At 68.2% G+C, this 17,324-nt stretch carries 15 protein-coding genes; 4 read left to right on the plus strand and 11 right to left on the minus strand.

Annotated elements, in window-relative coordinates; genetic code table 11:
- The first annotated feature begins 39 nt into the window (after positions 1-39).
- Together ACIQ7H_RS16675 and ACIQ7H_RS16680 are read left to right on the plus strand one after the other, a co-directional pair.
- Positions 40-564, plus strand: coding sequence for a PH domain-containing protein (locus ACIQ7H_RS16675; RefSeq protein ID WP_395793553.1), 525 nt, complete (start codon positions 40-42; stop codon positions 562-564).
- The gene (locus tag ACIQ7H_RS16680; protein WP_395793555.1) at positions 551-2,179 is read left to right on the plus strand and encodes a PH domain-containing protein; all 1,629 of its coding nucleotides are present in this window, start codon (positions 551-553) and stop codon (positions 2,177-2,179) included. Before ACIQ7H_RS16675 ends, ACIQ7H_RS16680 begins: the two co-directional genes overlap by 14 nt.
- A 124-nt stretch (positions 2,180-2,303) precedes the next feature.
- Here ACIQ7H_RS16680 and ACIQ7H_RS16685 read toward each other — a convergent pair whose 3' ends face one another.
- The 9 genes from ACIQ7H_RS16685 to ACIQ7H_RS16725 form a co-directional block, all read right to left on the minus strand.
- Positions 2,304-3,761: a TrkH family potassium uptake protein gene (locus ACIQ7H_RS16685; RefSeq protein ID WP_395793557.1), complete on the minus strand. Its 1,458-nt coding sequence runs from the start codon at positions 3,759-3,761 to the stop codon at positions 2,304-2,306.
- On the minus strand, positions 3,758-5,134 hold the full coding sequence (gene trkA, locus ACIQ7H_RS16690; RefSeq protein ID WP_395793559.1) for a Trk system potassium transporter TrkA: 1,377 nt from the start codon (positions 5,132-5,134) through the stop codon (positions 3,758-3,760). Before trkA ends, ACIQ7H_RS16685 begins: the two co-directional genes overlap by 4 nt.
- A gap of 117 nt (positions 5,135-5,251) precedes the next feature.
- The gene (locus tag ACIQ7H_RS16695) at positions 5,252-6,706 is read right to left on the minus strand and encodes a TrkH family potassium uptake protein (RefSeq protein ID WP_395793561.1); all 1,455 of its coding nucleotides are present in this window, start codon (positions 6,704-6,706) and stop codon (positions 5,252-5,254) included.
- Positions 6,707-6,900: 194 nt separating this feature from the next.
- Positions 6,901-8,043: a glycosyltransferase gene (locus tag ACIQ7H_RS16700; protein WP_395793563.1), complete on the minus strand. Its 1,143-nt coding sequence runs from the start codon at positions 8,041-8,043 to the stop codon at positions 6,901-6,903.
- Positions 8,027-9,403: a sigma-54-dependent transcriptional regulator gene (locus tag ACIQ7H_RS16705; protein ID WP_395793565.1), complete on the minus strand. Its 1,377-nt coding sequence runs from the start codon at positions 9,401-9,403 to the stop codon at positions 8,027-8,029. The genes ACIQ7H_RS16700 and ACIQ7H_RS16705 overlap by 17 nt, the downstream gene beginning before the upstream one ends.
- A gap of 197 nt (positions 9,404-9,600) precedes the next feature.
- Complete coding sequence (locus tag ACIQ7H_RS16710) at positions 9,601-10,389, minus strand: hypothetical protein (protein ID WP_395793567.1); 789 nt, start codon at positions 10,387-10,389, stop codon at positions 9,601-9,603.
- Between the two features lie 90 nt (positions 10,390-10,479).
- Positions 10,480-11,766, minus strand: coding sequence for an O-antigen ligase family protein (locus ACIQ7H_RS16715; protein WP_395793569.1), 1,287 nt, complete (start codon positions 11,764-11,766; stop codon positions 10,480-10,482).
- Positions 11,766-12,878 (minus strand): glycosyltransferase, encoded by a 1,113-nt coding sequence (locus ACIQ7H_RS16720; protein WP_395793572.1) that lies wholly within the window; start codon positions 12,876-12,878, stop codon positions 11,766-11,768. The genes ACIQ7H_RS16715 and ACIQ7H_RS16720 overlap by 1 nt, the downstream gene beginning before the upstream one ends.
- A gap of 12 nt (positions 12,879-12,890) precedes the next feature.
- On the minus strand, positions 12,891-13,091 hold the full coding sequence (locus ACIQ7H_RS16725; protein WP_395793574.1) for a zinc-finger domain-containing protein: 201 nt from the start codon (positions 13,089-13,091) through the stop codon (positions 12,891-12,893).
- Positions 13,092-13,242: 151 nt separating this feature from the next.
- Between ACIQ7H_RS16725 and ACIQ7H_RS16730 the strand changes: the two genes are divergently transcribed.
- Positions 13,243-14,730: a hypothetical protein gene (locus tag ACIQ7H_RS16730; protein WP_395793576.1), complete on the plus strand. Its 1,488-nt coding sequence runs from the start codon at positions 13,243-13,245 to the stop codon at positions 14,728-14,730.
- Between the two features lie 111 nt (positions 14,731-14,841).
- On the opposite strand, the gene ACIQ7H_RS16735 is transcribed toward ACIQ7H_RS16730, so the two are convergent.
- Both ACIQ7H_RS16735 and ACIQ7H_RS16740 read right to left on the minus strand, forming a co-directional pair.
- Positions 14,842-15,423 (minus strand): YceI family protein, encoded by a 582-nt coding sequence (locus tag ACIQ7H_RS16735; protein WP_395793578.1) that lies wholly within the window; start codon positions 15,421-15,423, stop codon positions 14,842-14,844.
- A 94-nt stretch (positions 15,424-15,517) separates the two neighbouring features.
- Positions 15,518-16,105 carry a malonic semialdehyde reductase gene (locus tag ACIQ7H_RS16740; RefSeq protein WP_395793580.1) on the minus strand — a complete coding sequence of 196 codons (588 nt, stop codon included), beginning with the start codon at positions 16,103-16,105 and terminating at the stop codon, positions 15,518-15,520.
- A gap of 221 nt (positions 16,106-16,326) precedes the next feature.
- Here ACIQ7H_RS16740 and ACIQ7H_RS16745 point away from each other — a divergent pair, with 221 nt between their 5' ends.
- Positions 16,327-17,286, plus strand: coding sequence for a mitochondrial fission ELM1 family protein (locus tag ACIQ7H_RS16745; RefSeq protein ID WP_395793582.1), 960 nt, complete (start codon positions 16,327-16,329; stop codon positions 17,284-17,286).
- Positions 17,287-17,324 lie beyond the last annotated feature (38 nt).

Consider the following 17,324-nt stretch of genomic DNA (forward strand, 5'->3'; position numbering starts at 1 on the left):
GCAAAGCCACTCGCAGTGGCCCTGAACCAGGAGCAGTGCATGCAGCCCGAACTTGATGCGCCGCCGCCGGTGGCGGCACCTCCCGAACTGCCACCGAACGACTTCGACGCACTGCAGCCGCTGCATCTCAACGCTCGCTGGGGCATGCGCTTGGGCGCGGCTCTGCTCGCCCTGCCGCCCCTGTTGCCGGTGCTTCTGATTGCCCAGTCCAGGCTGCCGATGTCGCAGGCGCTGATGGTGACCGCGGCGCTTGCTCTGCTGCTGCAGCTGCTGGCCTGGTGGTACTCGCGCGCACGCTTCAGCCGCACCCGTTTCGCACTGGATGCCGACGGACTGCTGATCCAGCGTGGCGTGTTCTGGTGCAGCGAGACGCGGGTGCCGCGCTCGCGCGTGCAGCACACCGACATCAATCGTGGCCCGATCGATCGCTGGCTGGGGCTGGCCGAGCTGAAGGTCCACACCGCGGGCACGCGGCTGGCCGCGGTCGCCTTGCCTGGGCTGGGCGAGGATCAGGCGCGGCGGCTGCGCAATGCGCTGCTGGGAGAGGACGATGACGCCGTCTGATCCGGGCGTGGACATGCCCCTCGAAACCAGCGAGGCCGCAGCGCCGGTGCTGGGCAGCGCCGGCCAGCTCGCGCTGGATTCACTGCACGCCGAAACCGAGCGTCGCCTGCATCCGCTGTCGTGGCTGTTCGTGCTGCTCGCTCAATTGCGCCAGTTCGCTCTGCCCCTGATCGCCTTCGTGGTGTTCGGCCAGCGCGGTGACCGCGAAGACCTGTGGTTCGAACTGATGGGCCTCGCCGCCGCAGCGGCGCTGACACTGGGGGCGGTGCTGCGCTACTTCACCTATCGCTTCCGGATCGATGCCGGCGTGCTGGTGGTGCGTTCCGGTCTGCTGCATCGCAATCTGCGCCAGATCCCGCTGCAACGGATCCAGAACGTGGCGCTGAAGCAAGGCCTGCTGCACCGCCTGTTTGGCGTCGCAGAAGTGCGGTTGGAGTCGGCGGTCGGTGCGGGCACGCCCGAGGCGCAGATGCAGGTGCTCTCGCTGCGCGATGCGGCCGCCCTGGAAGCCGTGGTGCAGGCCTGCGGTGGAGCGGGCGCAGCTCTCCAATCGACGCTTGATGCCGGCGATACCAGCGCACCCCAGCCAACGCAGGCCACGGCCAGCGAGGCCACACCGCTGTTGTCGCTGTCACTGGCCGAGATCGTCAAGCTGGGGCTGACTTCCAACCGTGGCCTGGTGTTCGGCGCGGTCGCGTTCGGCGCGTTCTCGCAGTTCGGCGGCGACCGTTTCGGCAAGTCGATCGCCAACAGCGCCGAGGCTGGCGTGAAGTACGCCGATGGGCTGGGCCTCGGCTGGGGGCAGTGGCTGCTGCTCGGCGCGCTGGGGCTGCTGCTGTTCGTGCTGCTCGCGCGTGCGCTGGCAGTGCTGCTGGTGGTGCTGCAGTTCTACGGCTTCAGGCTGGTCGAAACCAGCGGCAGCCTGATGGTGGAGTCCGGTCTGTTGACCCGCATGCGCACCCGCGCCCCGCTGGCCAAGATCCAGCGCTGGACGGTGCACGACAGCCTGCTGCATCGGTTCTTCACGCGTCAGAGCGTGCGGGTCGAGACCGCGGTATTGCAGGCCGTGAACGATCAGCAGGCGCTGACCGATGTCGTGCCGATCGCGCCGCCGGCCACCGTCGACGCGTTGATCCAGCACTGGCTGCCTGCGATCGATTGGGGCCAGTGGCAGTGGCGGCCGCTGCATGCGCGGGCCTGGCGGCGCATCGCGTTCCCCAGCGTGCTGCTGGTGCTGGCACTGACGGCATTCGCGGTCTGGCGTTTCGGCCCCTGGGCCGTGTTGCTGCCGCTCGTGCTGCTGCCGCTGGCCGTGCTGCGCGCGCGCACTCTGGCCCGCCGCTGCGGCTGGGTGCTGACCGACCGCGTGCTGGCCTGGCGCAGCGGCTGGCTGGACCGCCACGTCTCGTTCGCCGAAGTGCATCGCTTGCAGGGTCTGCGCCTGAGCCAGTCGCCGTTCGACCGCCGCCATCGCATGGCCAGCCTGTTTGCCGACACCGCCGGCAGTGGACCCTTCACCCATCAGCTTGAGCTGCGCCATCTGCCCGAAGCCGAGGCGCGCGCGCTGTTTGCGGAGATCAGCCGGCGTATCGCCCGGCGCAAGCTGGAGTGGTAGCGAGGCGCCTGCAGCCCTGCTGCGGGTTTCAGGGTTTCTGCAGCCGGCGTTCCAGATCGTCCGGCACCACGAGCAGATAGCGCATGCTCTCGCCAGTTCTGTTCAGCAGCAATGCCCGAAGGCTTCACTCCTTCCAGAACCCCGGCGTCAGCAGCACCAGCACCGAGAACACTTCGAGGCGTCCGATGATCATCGCGAAGGTGCCCAGCCAGACCGCGCCGGTGTTGACGCTGGCGAAGTTGTAGGCGACATCGCCCAAGCCGGGGCCGAGGTTGGTCAGCGTGGCGACGGCGGCCCCGAAGCTGCTCAGAATGTCGAGGCCGGTCAGGTTCATGGCCAGGGTCAGGGTCACGAACACAAACATGTACAGCGCAAGAAAACCGCTGACCGACAGCACCACGCTTTCCGACACCGGTCGGTCGCCCATCTTGACCAGGAACTTGCCCTTGGGATGGACCAGCTGCTTGACCTCGCGGAAACCCTGCCGCAGCACCATCACCACGCGGGCGACCTTGATGCCCGAGGCGGTCGAGCCGGCGCAGCCGCCGATGAAGGCCAGTCCGACCAGCAGCAGCGGAGCGATGCTGGCCCATTCGCTGAAACCGACCGTGGCGAAGCCGGTGGTGGTGAGGTTCGACACCACTTGGAAAGCGGCATGGCGAAGCGACTCGCCCGCCGAGCTGAAAGTCCCGCCGAACCAGAGCGCGGCGGCTACGATCAGGCTTGCCCCCAACACGATGCGCAGGTAGTTCTTCAGCTCGGAATCACCGTAGTAGGGGTTCATGGTGGCGCGTCGCCACGCCACGAAATGCAGGCCGAAGTTCATGCCGCCGATGGCCATGAAGAACACCGCCATCCAGTCGAGCAGGGCGCTGTCCCAATGGCCGAAACCGGCGTCGTGGGTCGAGAAACCTGCGGTCGAGATGGTGGCCATGGCATGGCAGACCGCGTCGAACAGGCTCATGCCGCCGACCCAGAACGCGGCTGCACACAGCACGGTCAGGCCGATGTAGACCGCCCACAGCGCCTTCGCGGTTTCGGCGATGCGTGGCGTCAGCTTGGTGTCGCGGGTCAGGCCGGCGCTTTCGGCGCGGAACAGCTGGGTGCCGCCGATCTTCAACATCGGCAGGATCGCGACCGACAGGATCACGATGCCCATGCCGCCGACGAACTGCAGCAGCTGGCGATAGAACAGCACCGACTTCGGCAGGTCATCCAGGCCCACGATGATCGTGGCGCCGGTGGTGGTCAGGCCTGAGGTGGCCTCGAACATCGCAGCGGTGAAACTCAGGTACGGCGGCGCATACATGAAGGGCAGTGCGGACACGAAGCTGGCGAGCAGCCAGGTCAGGGTGACGATCAGGAAACCATCGCGCAGGCGCAGTTGGTAGTCGATCTTGCGCACTGGCATCCACAGCGCGAGGCCGATGATGCCGGACAGCAGAAAACTCGATGCGAAGACCTGCGGGGTGCCTTGCTCGCGCAGCGCCAGTGCCAGGATCGCGGGCGGCAATTTCGACAGCGAAGAGACCGCCACGATAATCCCCAGCACACGCTGGATCGCCAGCACCCGACGGGTCACAGCCAGGTGGCTCCGGCGTGGAAAAGTGCGGTGACTTCGGGCAATCGGCGCTTGTCCATCAGGAACACGATCAGGTGATCTTCGGGCTCGATGATCAGATCGTGGTGGGCGATCAGCAACTTGTCACCGCGAACGATGCCGCCGATGGTGGCGGACTCCGGCAGCTTCAGCTCTTCGATCGCCCGACCGATGATGCGCGAGCTGCGGGCATCGCCACGGGCAACGATTTCAATCGCCTCGGCGGCGCCGCGGCGCAGGCTGTGCACGCGCGCCGGCGCGCCTTCGCGCACATGCGCGAGCAGCGCGCCGAGCGTGATCTGCTGCGGGCTGATCGCGATGTCGATACTGCTGCCTTCGACCAGGTCGGCATACGCCGGGCGGTTGATCAGCGACATCACCCGCTGGCAGCCCATACGCTTGGCCAGCATGGCGGAGAGGATATTGGCCTCGTCGTCATTGGTCAGCGCGCAATAGACGTCGGTCTGGTCGATGTTTTCCTCGCGCAGCAGGTCCTCGTCGGCGCAGTCGCCGACCAGCACGATCGAGTTGACCAGATCCTCGGCGATCTTCTTCGCGCGGTCTTTCGAGCGCTCCAGCACCTTGACGCTGAACCTGCCCTCCAGCGCCTTGGCCAGGTTGCGGCCGATGTTGCCGCCGCCGGCGATGAACACGCGCTTGGCTGGCCGATCCACGCGCCGCAGCTCGCTCATCACCGTGGTGATGTTCTTGCGGTCGGCGAGGAAGAACACTTCGTCGTCGACTTCGATGACCGTGGTGGCCTTGGGTGAGATCGGTCGGCCGCCGCGGAAGATCGCGGCGACGCGGGCGTCGACGCCGGGCGGCAGGTGGTCACGCAGTTCGCGGATCTCATGCCCGACCAGCTTGCCCTGCTGCACCGCGCGGACCGCCACCAGCTGGGCACGGCCATCGGCGAAGTCAAGCACCTGCAGTGCGCCGGGAAATTCAATCAGGCGCTGAACATGATGATAGACCAGGGCCTCGGGGCTGATCGCCACATCGACCGATGAGCGATCGCGGCGGATGAACTCGCTGGCGGTCAGGTACTCGCTTTCGCGCAGCCGGGCGATCTTGGTTGGCGTGCGGAACAGCAGGTCGCAGACCCGGCAGGCGATCAGGTTGACCTCGTCGCTGGAGGTGACCGCGACCACCAGGTCGGCATCTTCGGCGCCGGCATGCGAGAGCACGCGCGGCAGGCTGGCATGGCCCTCGATGGTGCGGATGTCGAGGCGTTCCGCGAGTTCGCGCAGGCGCGCCACATCGGTGTCGACCACGGTGATGTCGTTGTTCTCCGACGACAAGGCCGCTGCCACCGAGGAGCCGACCTGGCCGGCGCCGAGGATGAGGATCTTCATACGCTTGCTTGCACCCCTGGAAGATTGCGGATCGGCCCACACGGCCGGTCAAGCTTGCGGTGTCCGCTGCACGGATTGGATGATCGCACGCCCGCCCGATGCGGGCAGCGGGTGGCCTCATTCACGCCAGAAGCTGGGCGTCAGCAGCACCAGCACCGAGAACACTTCCAGCCGGCCCATGATCATCGCCAGCGAGCCTAGCCACACGGCAGTGTCGCCGGCGTTGGCAAAGGTGCTGGACACGGTGCCGAGCCCGGGCCCCGCATTGGTCAGGGTGGCAACGGCGGCGCCGAACGCGGACAGGATGTCGAGGCCGGCGGCATTCATCGCCAGCGTGAACACGATGAAACACAGCGCCCACAGGATGAAGAATCCGGACACGGAAATCACCGCACTTTCCGACAGCGGCTTGCCGCCGAGTTTGACCAGGAACTTGCCGCTCGGATGCACCAGCTGCTTGACCTCGCGATAACCCTGACGCAGCAGGAGCACCGCGCGCGAGACCTTGATGCCGCCGGAGGTCGAGCCCGAGCAGCCGCCGATCACCGCCACCCCGAGCACCAGCAGCGGTGCCACCCCCGGCCACTGGGTGAAATCGGCGGTGAGCAGGCCGGTGGTGGTGATCATCGAGGTGATCTGGAACAACGCGTGTCGAAACGCAGTGCCGGCGCCGGCATAGGTGCCGCTGAACCACAGCAGCGCGCCGACCAGCAGGCTGCAGACGAGGACGATGCCGAGGAAGGCCTTCAGCTCCGAATCGCTGTAGTAGCCGGTCACGCTGGCCCGGCGCCAGGCGATGAAATGCAGGCCGAAGTTCATGCCGCCGACCAGCATGAAAACGATCGCGATGCACTCGAGCAGGGCGCTGTCGAAGTGGCCGAAGCTGGCGTCGTAATTGCCGAAGCCGCCGGTCGACAGGGTCGACATGCCGTGGCAGACCGCGTCGAACAAGCTCATCCCGGCAACCCAGTAGGCGGCGATGCACAGGGCGGTGAGGCCGGCGTACACGGTCCACAGCGCCTTGGCGGTCTCGCCGACGCGCGGGGTCAGTTTCGAGTCGCGGTTCAGGCCGGTGCTTTCGGCGCGGAACAGCTGGGTGCCGCCGATCTTCAGCATCGGCATGATCGCCACCGACAGGATCACGATGCCCATGCCGCCGATGAAGTGCAGCACCTGCCGGTAGAACAGCACCGACTTCGGCAGCGTATCCAACCCGCTGATGACGGTGGCGCCGGTGGTGGTCAGGCCGGAGGACGCTTCGAACACCGCTTGGGCGAAATCCAGATGCGGCGGCAGATAGATGAAGGGCAGGGCCGAGACCAGGCTGGCCGAGACCCAGGCAAGCGTCACCACCAGAAATCCGTCGCGCAGCCGCAGCTGGTAGTCGACCCGCCGTGCCGGCAGCCACAGCGCCAGCCCGGCCAGCATCGACAGCGCAAAGCTCGACAGGAACACCCGCGCGGTGTCTTCGCCCAAGGCCAGCGCCAGTCCGGCCGGCGGCAGCTTCGACAGCGAGGACGAGGCGACCACCATCCCCAGCACGCGTTGAATCGCAAGCCTGCGCAGACTCATCGTGCAGACGCCGCACTGGGGGAATGCGGGCCGGCGAATCGTGGCGCCGAGAAGGTTTCTGCCGAGGTCATGCTGCCCTGCTCCGCGCTTTCGTCTGACCGGTCCGGTGCTGCTCTGGGCGCCGCCGGGGTGGTTTTGCAGGCGCACATTCTGCGCCCACCACTGCGCCTTTGCGCAGTGCCCGCGCGCTGGCTTCAGAGCGCTCGGCCGAGCAGCTGCAAAAACAGCTCCGCATAGCCAGCCTGCATGCGCTCGCGGCTGTAGTCGGCCAGCGCACGCGCGCGACCGGCGCGGGCCAGTGCGGCCGCCTGCAGCGGGTCTTGCAGCAGTTGCTGCAGTGCGTCAGCCAGCGACTGCGCTGAGCCGGCCTCGACCAGCAGGCCGTCCTCTCCGTGGCGGATCAACTCCTGCACCCCGGGCACCCGTGAGCCGACCACCGCACAGCCAGCGGCCATGCCTTCGATCAGGGCCAGGGGCATGCCTTCGTAGCAGGTGCTGAGCACGCAGATCTGCTCGCTCATCAGCAGCTGCGGCACGGTCTGGATGACGCCGAGAAACTGCACCTGCTCAGCCAGACCCAGTTTCTGCGCGAGCTGCTCGACCGGACGCCGGTGCAGCGACTTGCCGCCGCCGGCCAGAAACAGCGTGGGCCTCATCCCGCGCTCGCGCAGCAGGGCCAGCGCCTGCAGCAGGCTGGAGTGGTCCTTCTGCCGCGAATAGCGCGCGACCATCACGATGCCGGCCTGACGCTGCGCGAACGGCTGTGACTCCGCATCGGCAAAGGGCTCGGTGCGGATGCCGTTGCTGATCGCGATGCAGCGCTCGGCCGGCAGGCCTTGCGCCAGCAGCACCTGACGCACGCCCTCGGAGCAACCGACGATGCGCGCGGTGCGCGCGGCCAGCCAGCGCGACTGCGCCAAGCGAAAACGCGTGTAGCGCTCGCGCGTGTTGTGTTCGACCTGCACCAGGAACGGCACCTTGGCCAGCAGGCCGGCGTAACGGCCCCACAGGTGCTCGCTGAAGCCGTGCGCGACCAGCACGTCGGGGCGGAAGCGTCGACACAGCCGCAGCAGGGCCAGGACCGAGGCCACATGCGACCAGCCCGGCACGACTTCGACCTTTATGCCGCGCGCGCGCAGCGCCGCGATGCGCTCGGGATCGGTATGGCGCTTGCGCCGCAGCACCAGTAGCGGCTGGATGCGACCACCGGCGTTCGGCGTCTCGCACAGGGCCGCCGCGACCTGGGTGGCGCCGCCGGAAAAGCCGCCGGTGACGAAGTGCAGTACCCGCACGGGCGCTTCGCCCGCGCTGGGTGGTTGCTCAGCTGTCCTTGGCATTTCGCAGCTCGATGCCGAGGTCGCGCAGCTTGCGGTACAGATGGGTGCGCTCCATGCCCGCCACCTTGGCCAGTTTGCCGACGCTGCCCTCGCTGCGATCGAGCCAGTGCATCAGGTAGGCGCGCTCGAACAGGTCGCGCGCCTCGCGCAGCGGCAATTCGAAATCGGCCGCGAAGCCGCCTTCTGCTGCGGCATGCGCAGGCAAGGGACGGGCGCCCAGCGCGGCATCGACCTCCGCCGCGCTGATCTCCTCCGCGCCGCCCAGCACCAGCAGCCGTTGCACGAGTGCGCGCAGCTCGCGCAGATTGCCGGGCCAGCTGTGGCCGCTCAGACGCGTGCCCGCAGCCGTACTGAAGTGGCGCGGCGGCAGCCGATCGCGGCCGGCGAAATGGTCGGCTAGAGCCTGTGCCTGCACGACCACATCGTCACCGCGTTCGCGCAAGGCGGGCACGCTGACCGGCAGCACGTTGAGCTGGTAGTACAGGGCTTCGCGCAGGCGACCGGCGCTGCGTTCGGCGTCGAGATCGAGCGCGCTGGCGGCGATCACCCGGGCCCGCAGCGGCACCGGCTGACGGCCGCCGACGCGCAGGATTTCGCGGCGCTCCAGCACGCTCGACAGCCGCAGCTGCAGCTCCGGGCCAAGCTCGGCGATCTCGTCCAGGTACAGGGTGCCGCCTTCGGCGCGCTCCAACAGGCCGCTGATGTTGCCGCCCTCGTGTTCCTCTCCGAACAGCGTGGTGGCGGCCGCTTCATCGGCAATCGCGCCGGCGGCGACGGTGACAAAAGGCTGGTCGCGGCGGGCGCTGAGCTCGTGCATCCAGCGCGCCAGGCTCTCCTTGCCGGTGCCGGGCTCGCCAAGCAGCAGTACCGGCGCCTCGACCGCGGCCAGACGCTCAAGCTGGCCACGCAGATGCTGCATCGCGGCCGAGCCGCCGAGCGGTGCCACTGGCGGCGCCAGCTGCTTGCGCAGCGCCTGGTTGTCGGCGCGCAGACGCTGCGCTTCCAGCGCGCGCTCCAGGGTGATCAGCAGTTTGGCCAGGCTGATCGGCTTCTCGATGAAGTCATAGGCGCCGAGGCGAGTGGCTTCGACCGCCGTTTCGATCGTGCCGTGGCCGGACATCATCACGATCGGGGTGTCGTCGCCCGCTGACTTCCATTCGCGCAGCAGCGCGATGCCATCGGTGCCTGGCATCCAGATGTCCAGCAGCACGGCGTCGTGAGTGCGGCCGACGCGTGCAGCGCGTGCGGCGTCTGCGTGCTCGGCGGTGTCGACGCTGTAGCCTTCATCGCCCAGCACCTCGGACAGCAGCTGGCGGATGTCGGGCTCGTCGTCAACAACGAGCAGGCGGCTCGGACCCATGGTGTGACCTCGATTCGGCAGACGCAGCCCGCTGCAGGGGACCGCTTAAGGCCGCTAAGCATACCGACTGCGAAAATCCGCAGTGGCGCAGCCCAAGGGCCTGCCGCCCGCCATCGCGCGAATGCCTGCGCGAGCGAACCACTGCGAGCGAACCACGGGTCGGTCGGTCAGACCAGACGCGAGGTCTTCAGCGGCCCTCAGTCGTCCACCGTCATCAGCAGGCTGCCGCTCCAGCTCGCGCCCGGAGCCAGCCTCGGCGGCTGCAGGATGCAGCCGGGCTCGATGCAGATGAAGTTCGCCGCAGCCTCGGCGCCGAGGTCGGGCAGGGCTGCCGCAGCCTCGGGCCCGGGGTTCCAGACCACCCAATCGTCAAAGCCGCTGCGCTCCAGCCGCAGTCCGTGCTGGCCGTCGTGCAGCTGCAGTTGATCGTCGCCGCCCGTGTAGATCCGGTCGAGTGGCGCCTGCGGCCTCAAGAGCACGTCTGCGCCCGCGAAGTGACGCGACCCGGATTCTTCGAAGGCGGCCTGTGCCAGGCCACGGATGCAGGTCGATGCCAACGCGGTCGCGAAATAGGCATGCAGGGCCGCACTGAACTCGAAACTCCGCGAATCACGGTTCTCCACGCTCAGGCGCATCTGCAGCGCATCCTGCTGGAGTTGCACCAGCAGCAGCACACGGAAGCGGTAGGGCCACAGCCGCAGCGTGTCGAGGTTGTCGACCAGTTCGAGTTCGATCCGGTCCTGCGCCTGCGCCGACAGCGACCATCGGCTGCAGCGCGCAAAGCCGTGGCGGCCAAACGGGCCGCGCGCGCTGAACTGCGGGAAGATCACCGGCACGCCGCCGCGAATGGCGCTGCTGCCGTCCAGCACCGCGCGCGGGCTCAGGAACAGGCGCTCACGGCTGCGACTCTGCCAGCTGAGCAGCTGGCCGCCGTACAGCCCGAGCAGGGCGTTGTCTGCGCCGAAACGGAGCGTAAGGGTTTGCATGCTGGATTGTTCTGGCTGAGACGAGACCCGCACACACTGCCAGCCCACGGGCTGGCGCGCCATCCATGCATCCATCGATCCGACCGGGGATCAGCCTGCTGGCGGGGGCGGCGCCGGCTTTGCCGCCTCAACGGATGCCCGCGGGCGGCTGCCCAGCGCACCCAGCCACAGCGCCAACGCCGCGAACAGCAGCAGCGACTGGAAGCTCGAGTACACCGCGTAGTGGGTATTGAGCGGAAAAAGCAGGGCGATCAGCACCAGGGTGGCCGGCCAGGCGGCGCACCGCGCCTGCAAGGACTGCTGTCGCGCATAGTGCAGCGCGAACCCCAGACCGAGCAGCCAGCACAGCAGGCCGAAGCCACCGGTCTCGCTAAGGATCTCCAGCACGATCTGGTGCGCGTGGTAGGCGCCGAAGCCGTCTTCGCCGGCCTCCTGCAGAAAGCGGTCGTCGGCCTCGGCGTGTTCGGGGTAGGCGTAGCGGAAGCCGCGCACGCCGACACCGTTGAGCGGGTGCTGGGCGATCATCGACAGCGCTGCGCGCCAGATCGGCAGCCGGAACGACAGTGCGCGGTCGAGTTCGGCCGGGTCACCGCTGAACGCCGCCGCGCTGCGCTCGACGCGTTCGGCGAAGCGCTCGGAACCGGCTTGCAGCGCCAAGCCAGCGGCCAGCGCCAGCAGCACCGCGGCGCCTACGCCGGCCAGTCGATACTTCAGGGACGGAACGGCGCGCCACAGCAGTAGTCCCAGCACCAGCGCGTAGCTGGCCCAGGCCGCGCGCGCGCCGGCCAGCAGGATCACCAGCAGCAGAGCCGTCGCCGCCACCGCGAAGCCGCGCCAGCCGAATCGCGCCTGAGCCGGCAGCAGCAGCAGCGGGGACAGCGCCGCCATCACGCCGCCGAGCTTGAGGTTGTCATCACCGAAAATTCCGCTGAGGCGGTCGCTGCGATTGGCGCCGCCGAGTGAGAACCCGAAGCCCGCCTGCACCAGGGCGTCCACGCACCACAGCGCCAGCACCAGCCCGCACAGCTGCAGCACGCGTGCACTTGCGCCGGGCACGGCCAGGCCACGCTGGGCATACAGCAAGAACGGCAGAAAGCGCAGGTCGGCAGCGACTTCGGTCCAGCTCTTGGACGGCGCCACCGAATCCAGCGCCGACACCAACTCCGGCAGCCAGTAGGCCGCGAATACCAGGCCGGCGATGCGTGGCGCGCTGGCATCGCGCTCCAGCAGGTCGCGCAGCATGGGCAGCCCCAGCACTGCCATCACCAGCAGCGGCAGTTCGGCGCTGCGCCCAAACGGCAGCAGGGCGAACACGGAGACCAGCAGCCAAGCCGCGGGCTGCGCACGCAGCGAGTCGCGCAGGCCGCCGAAACTCATCAGTGCGGCTCGACCAGACCGGTGTACAGCGCCAGCGTGGCGCGCTGCATGTCGGCGAGCCGGTAGCCCGCGAACGCCGCCACCGGCGGCGCCGCTTCGAGCAGGGCCTGGGCGGCATCGAGCAGGGCGGGGCCATCCGCCAGCGGCACCGCGCCGACCGGGTAGAGCTCGTGCAGCAGCTCGCCGACGCCGCCGTGGTCGAAACCCAGCACCGGCACGCCCATGTGCAGGGCCTCGATGACGGTGCGCCCGAACGCCTCGGGTTTGTTCGACAGCTGCAGGATGCAGGCGCTGAGCGCGTAGACCTGAGCGACGTCGCTGCGCGGCGGCGTGATCACCAGCTGCTGGTCGACGCCGCGGCCGCGCGCCAGCGCCTGAAGTTCAGCGAGATAACTTTCGCGCCCCGCTTCGGCGGCCCCCAGCAGCAACAGCCGGGCATCGACACCGCGACCTGCCAGGCCGGCCAGCAGCTCGATGGCTTCGGCATGGCCCTTCAAACGGGTGCCGCGACCGGGCAGGGTCAGGATGGGCGCGCCCTGCAGCTGCGGATAGCGCTCGAAGAACTCGCGCCGCCAGGTCGGATCGATGCACAGATCGGCGGGGAAGTCGGCCGGCTCGATCCCGCGCGGGATCACCACCAGCTTGTCGGGGTCGGTGCGCGGATAGTGCTGCAGCAGGTAGGTGCGCACGCTTTCGGACACGCAGATCACCTGCTCGCCGCGCGTCATCACCGCGCTGTAGCGGCCGGGTGAGTTCAAGCCATGCGCGGTGGTGACGAAGTGCGGCGGTGGCTTCAAACCGACCAGTGCAGCCCGCGCCATCCACGCCGGCAGCCGCGAGCGCGCATGCACGATGTCGGGCTTGAGTTCGCGCAGCAGCCAGCGCAGCGCGGGCAGCTTGAGCAGGGTCAGCAGCGACTTCGCGCCGACTTTGAACTCGATATGGCTGCTGCCTTCAGCTTCGAGCCGTTCGACCAGACGGCCGCCGGCACTGACCACCCACGAGCGGTGGCCGGCAGCGACCAGCGCACGACCGATCTCAAGCGTCGAACGCTCGACGCCGCCCGATTCGAGCGCGGGCAGCAGTTGGACAACCGTCAGAGGACGCGGCACCGGTGGGCGCTTTCAGCCCTTCAGCACGTAGGTGGCGCCGCAGTAGGGGCAGTCCGCGGTGCCGGTGGCCTCGATCGGAAGGTAGACCTTCGGATGCGAGTTCCACAGCGCCATGCCGGGCATCGGACAGGCCAGCGGCAGATCGGCCCGGCTGACTTCGTAGCGGTTCTGCGCATTGGCGGGACGGTCGTTGCGGCTGGCGGGAGCGGACATGGCGGACGGCTGCGGAGAAGGCGGAGGACCCGGATTCTAGCGCCTCGGCGCGCCTGCGGCGGTGTTGCAGGTCGTGACGGCGGCCCGCTACGCAGGTCGGCCGCGGCCGGCTATGCTCGGCTACGACAACCGCCACCGGCCCAGCCCGTACATGTCCAGAACAAGAGCCGCCGCGGCCAAGCCGGTCGATTTCAAGCGAATTTTTGGCGTTGTGCTTGGGATCGCCGCCCTGGTGTGGTGGAGCTTGGACCGCGCCGAGTACTTCATCTCGCGCAGCATTCTGGTCGCCTACGGCGACATGGAGGCCACCTTTCGTGGCGCCTGGTTCGAGTGGGACGGCGACCTGTACGCCAAGGACTTCCGCATCCTCGATGACGAAACCGGCGAGGTGCTGGTTCGCGCCGACTACGTGGTGGCGGAGACGCCCGGCTGGCACTGGGTGATTCCGAACCTGATCCTGCGCAAGCGCACCCATCGGATCCGCATCGACCGCATCCGCCTGGCCCTGCTCAACGTCGAGCAGCACGAGGAGCACACCGACCCGACCCTGGGCGACCTCGGTCCGGTCAGCGTCGACAACGCATCGCCCTTCGACGCCGAAGGTTGCTCCAACACCCTGAGCTGGCGGCGATTCGAGCTGGCCGACCTGGGCCTTGTTGCGGGGCCGAGCGAGGTCCGCTTCGACTACGACATCAACGGCGAGGATCTGGACGTCGAGATCCGGCTGGAAGTGCCCGGCGTGTCGCGTACGCGGGTCACCCGCAAGGAGCAGATGCTGGGCGGCTCCAACGCGCTGGTGCTGGACCACATGCAGACCCAGGTACTGAGCGAGCGTTTCGAGGTCGAGGATCTCGGCTTTGTCGCCGCCCGCAACCGTCACTGCGCGGAGCTTGCCGGCATTGATGAGGCCAGCTTTGTGCGCCGCCATATCGAGTCGATCGAGCGGGTGTTTGCCCACGAAGGTTTCGGGGTCAGCGCGCAGGCGATGGCCGGCTATGGCGACTTCGCCCGCAACGGCGGCAGCTTTGTGATCGATCTCGCCTACAGCCCGCCGCTGTATTCGAATGAGTTCTATGAGCAGCGCCTCAGCTCCGAGGTCTTGCCGCGGCTGCAGGCGCACTTCGAGCGCAGCGGACGCAGCTATCCGCTGGAGCCGGGCCTGCGCACGGAGCGTCCCTTGGCCGATTACGACAGCCGCGTCGCTACCTGGACCCTGATCGAGCGGGAGCGCGCGGCGCAAGGGCGGCGCGCCTCAGCAACAACGGCGACCGCGGACGCTTCGCTCCCTGAGGCTCCAACCACCACGGTCGCTGCCGTCGCACCGCCAGCCAGCATCGCGGTGTCGCCGCCGACTTCCGCGCTGGCGTCGCCGAGTGCCCGCCCGGCTGTCGCCGCAGCGGTCGATAGCAACGACGACTGGGCGCCGGACGTCATCGAGCAGCCGGATCGCCTGCAGTGGGAGGCGCTGACCGGAATGGTCGGAGAGCGCGTGCGGGTGTGGACCCGCCACAGCGGGCCGCGGGTGGTCGAGCTGCTCGCGATCAATGGTGACCAGCTGCAGGTGCGCGCCCAGATGGGCGGCGGCGCGGCCGAATTCCGTATCCGGCGCGAGGCCTTTCTGTACGCCAAGCGGCTCTGAGCCTGCATCCCGGCAGCACTGGCCGCGACCCGCTTGAGGCCTGGGCGAACGCAAACGGAGCGCCGAAGCGCCCCGTTTGCGGGTGTCACCGATGCGGCAGGGCCGCCGCGCTTATTCAGCGGCTTTGAGCGCACCCTCAAGGCCGATCGAGATCTTGATGTCATCGCCGACCGCCGGCGCGGCGTAGCCCATGCCGAACTCCGAGCGCTTGATGGTGGTGGTGGCGTTGAAGCCGACCCACGGGGTCTTGCGCATCGGATGCTCGCCGATCTTGTTGACGGTCACATCCAGCGTCACCGGCTTGGTCACGCCGAGCAGGGTCAGGTTGCCGGCCACGGCCAGCTTGTTGTCGCCGGCAGCGGTCACGCCGGTGGTTTCGAAGCGGATCGCCGGAAACTCGGTGACGTTGAAGAAGTCGGCATTGGCGAGGTGCTTGTTCAAGCCGTCGTGGCGCATGTCGACCGTGCTGGTGTCGATGCTGGCAGTGACGGTCGAGTTGGCCAGGTTCTCGGGGTCGACCTTGAGGTCGATGTCGAACTTGGTGAAGTCGCCGTACATATCGGAGAAGCCGAGGTGGTTGACGTAGAACCACACGCGGGTATGCGACAGGTCGATCTCGACCGGCTGCGGAGCGGCGAAGGCGGGGGCGGCGAAACTGGCGGCAAGCAGGGCGGCGGCGATGGGCTTCAGCATGGGGTGACTCCTGTGGGATTGAGGCGCGGTCCGCGCCAGTGCGTTGCTGCGGTGGGTGGCGCGGGGGTGGTGTTGCGCGATCTGGAGTCCTGGATCAGAGAATTTCGCAGGCTTCGTCGAACGGCAGGCGAGGGCTACGCGGAAACAGCGCGGCGGAGTCGCCGTAGCCGAGGTTCACCAGCACGTTGCTGCTGTAGCCGCTGTCCTTGAAGAAGGTCTGGTCGACCAGGGCATTGTCGAAGCCGGACATCGGGCCAGCATCGAGACCCAAGGCGCGCGCGGCGAGAATGAGATAGGCCACCTGCAGGGTGCCATTGCGGAAGGCCGTGGTCTCGGCGACCTTGGCGTCGCCGGTGAACCAGCTGCGCGCATCAGCGTGGGGAAACAAGTAGGGCAACTTGTCGTAGAACTTGGGATCGTTGGCCACGATCACGGTGACCGGTGCCGTCAGCGTCTTCTGAAGGTTGCCGGCCGACAGCGCCGGCTTCAGGCGGGCCTTGGCTTCGGGCGTGCTGATGAAAACGAAGCGCGCCGGCGAGCAGTTGGCACTGGTCGGCGCCATCTTCACCAGGTCGTAGAGTTGCCGCAGAAGATCGGACGGGACCGGCTTGGCCTGCCAGGCATTGTGGGTTCGAGCCTTCAGGAAAAGCTGTTCAAGCGCGTTGCTGTCGATCGAAGTCATCGGGGTCTCCATCGGTGGGGCGGTGGGCGTGCAGCAGCTGAGGCTGTCTCGCGGCGCGGAACGCTGATCTTCACAACTGTAAAGGCTAGGTAGGCGCGGGTCATCACGACGTGAGCGTGAACCGCGCACCCTCCGACCCGGGGCGCAGTGTAGTTGCGCGCATGCGTGGAATAATCCGGCTCCGATGCAACGCTGTGTTGCAGATCCGTGCCGGGAGTGTCGTGGACCTTGAGCTTGCTCCCGCCTGGGTTCTGAGTGACGGCGCTGCCGGCAACCGCCGCCCGGCTGAGGCCTTGGCGCAGGCTCTGGGAATCGCCCCGCGCGAATTCGTACTGTCGACCGCGGTGCCCTGGCGCTGGCTGGCGCCGCGAGTGCTGCCCGCTACTGCCAGCGCATTCGGGCCTGTGTTCGCGGCGGCGTTGACCGAGCCGCCGCGGCTGGCGATCGGATGTGGCCGTCAGGCGGCACTTGCCACGCGTTGGCTGCGGACGCGGATTCCGAACTGCCGCGCGGTGCAGATTCTCGACCCGCGGATCGACCCGACCCATTTCGACGCGGTACTGGCGCCCGACCACGATGCCCTGCGCGGACCCAACGTACTCAATTTCAGCGGCGGCCTGCATGGCATTGACGGCGCCGCGCTGGCGCGCGCGCGGATCGCGCATGCCGAGCTGTCGCGGCTGCCGGGTCCGCGCACCTTGGTGCTTCTGGGCGGTTCGCATGCCGCCTTCGATCTGGACCGCGGGCTCTGGAATCACCTCTGCGCGATCCTGCGGCACTGGCAGGCGCGCGATGGCGGCAGCCTGTTGCTGAGCAGCTCACGACGCACTCCGGATTGGCTGCGCACGGCTGCGCGTCAGGATCTGGCCGACCTGCCCGGGCGGCAGTGGCACGGCGATGCCGACGGGGCCAATCCTTACGCCGGGTTTCTGGCCTGGGCCGACCGCATCATCGTCACGCCGGATTCCGCCAACATGCTGGCCGAAGCCTGTGCCACCGCGGTGCCCGTGCTGTGTCCGCTGACCCGGCCGCTGCGCGGCAAATTGGCCGGCCTGTACCGGGCGCTGCTGGAGCGGGGCCGGGTGCGACCCTTGAAGCTTGACTACAGTACCTGGCGGGTCGAACCCCTGCGTGAGACCGCTCGCATCGCCGAGGCCTTGCGGCAGCTGCTCGCGCGCTGAAATCCGCGCGATGGCTCGCCAACGCGGGGGCTGCGCCC

It is taken from the genome of Aquimonas sp. (assembly GCF_044377145.1).
Classification (GTDB): Bacteria; Pseudomonadota; Gammaproteobacteria; order Xanthomonadales; family Xanthomonadaceae; genus Aquimonas.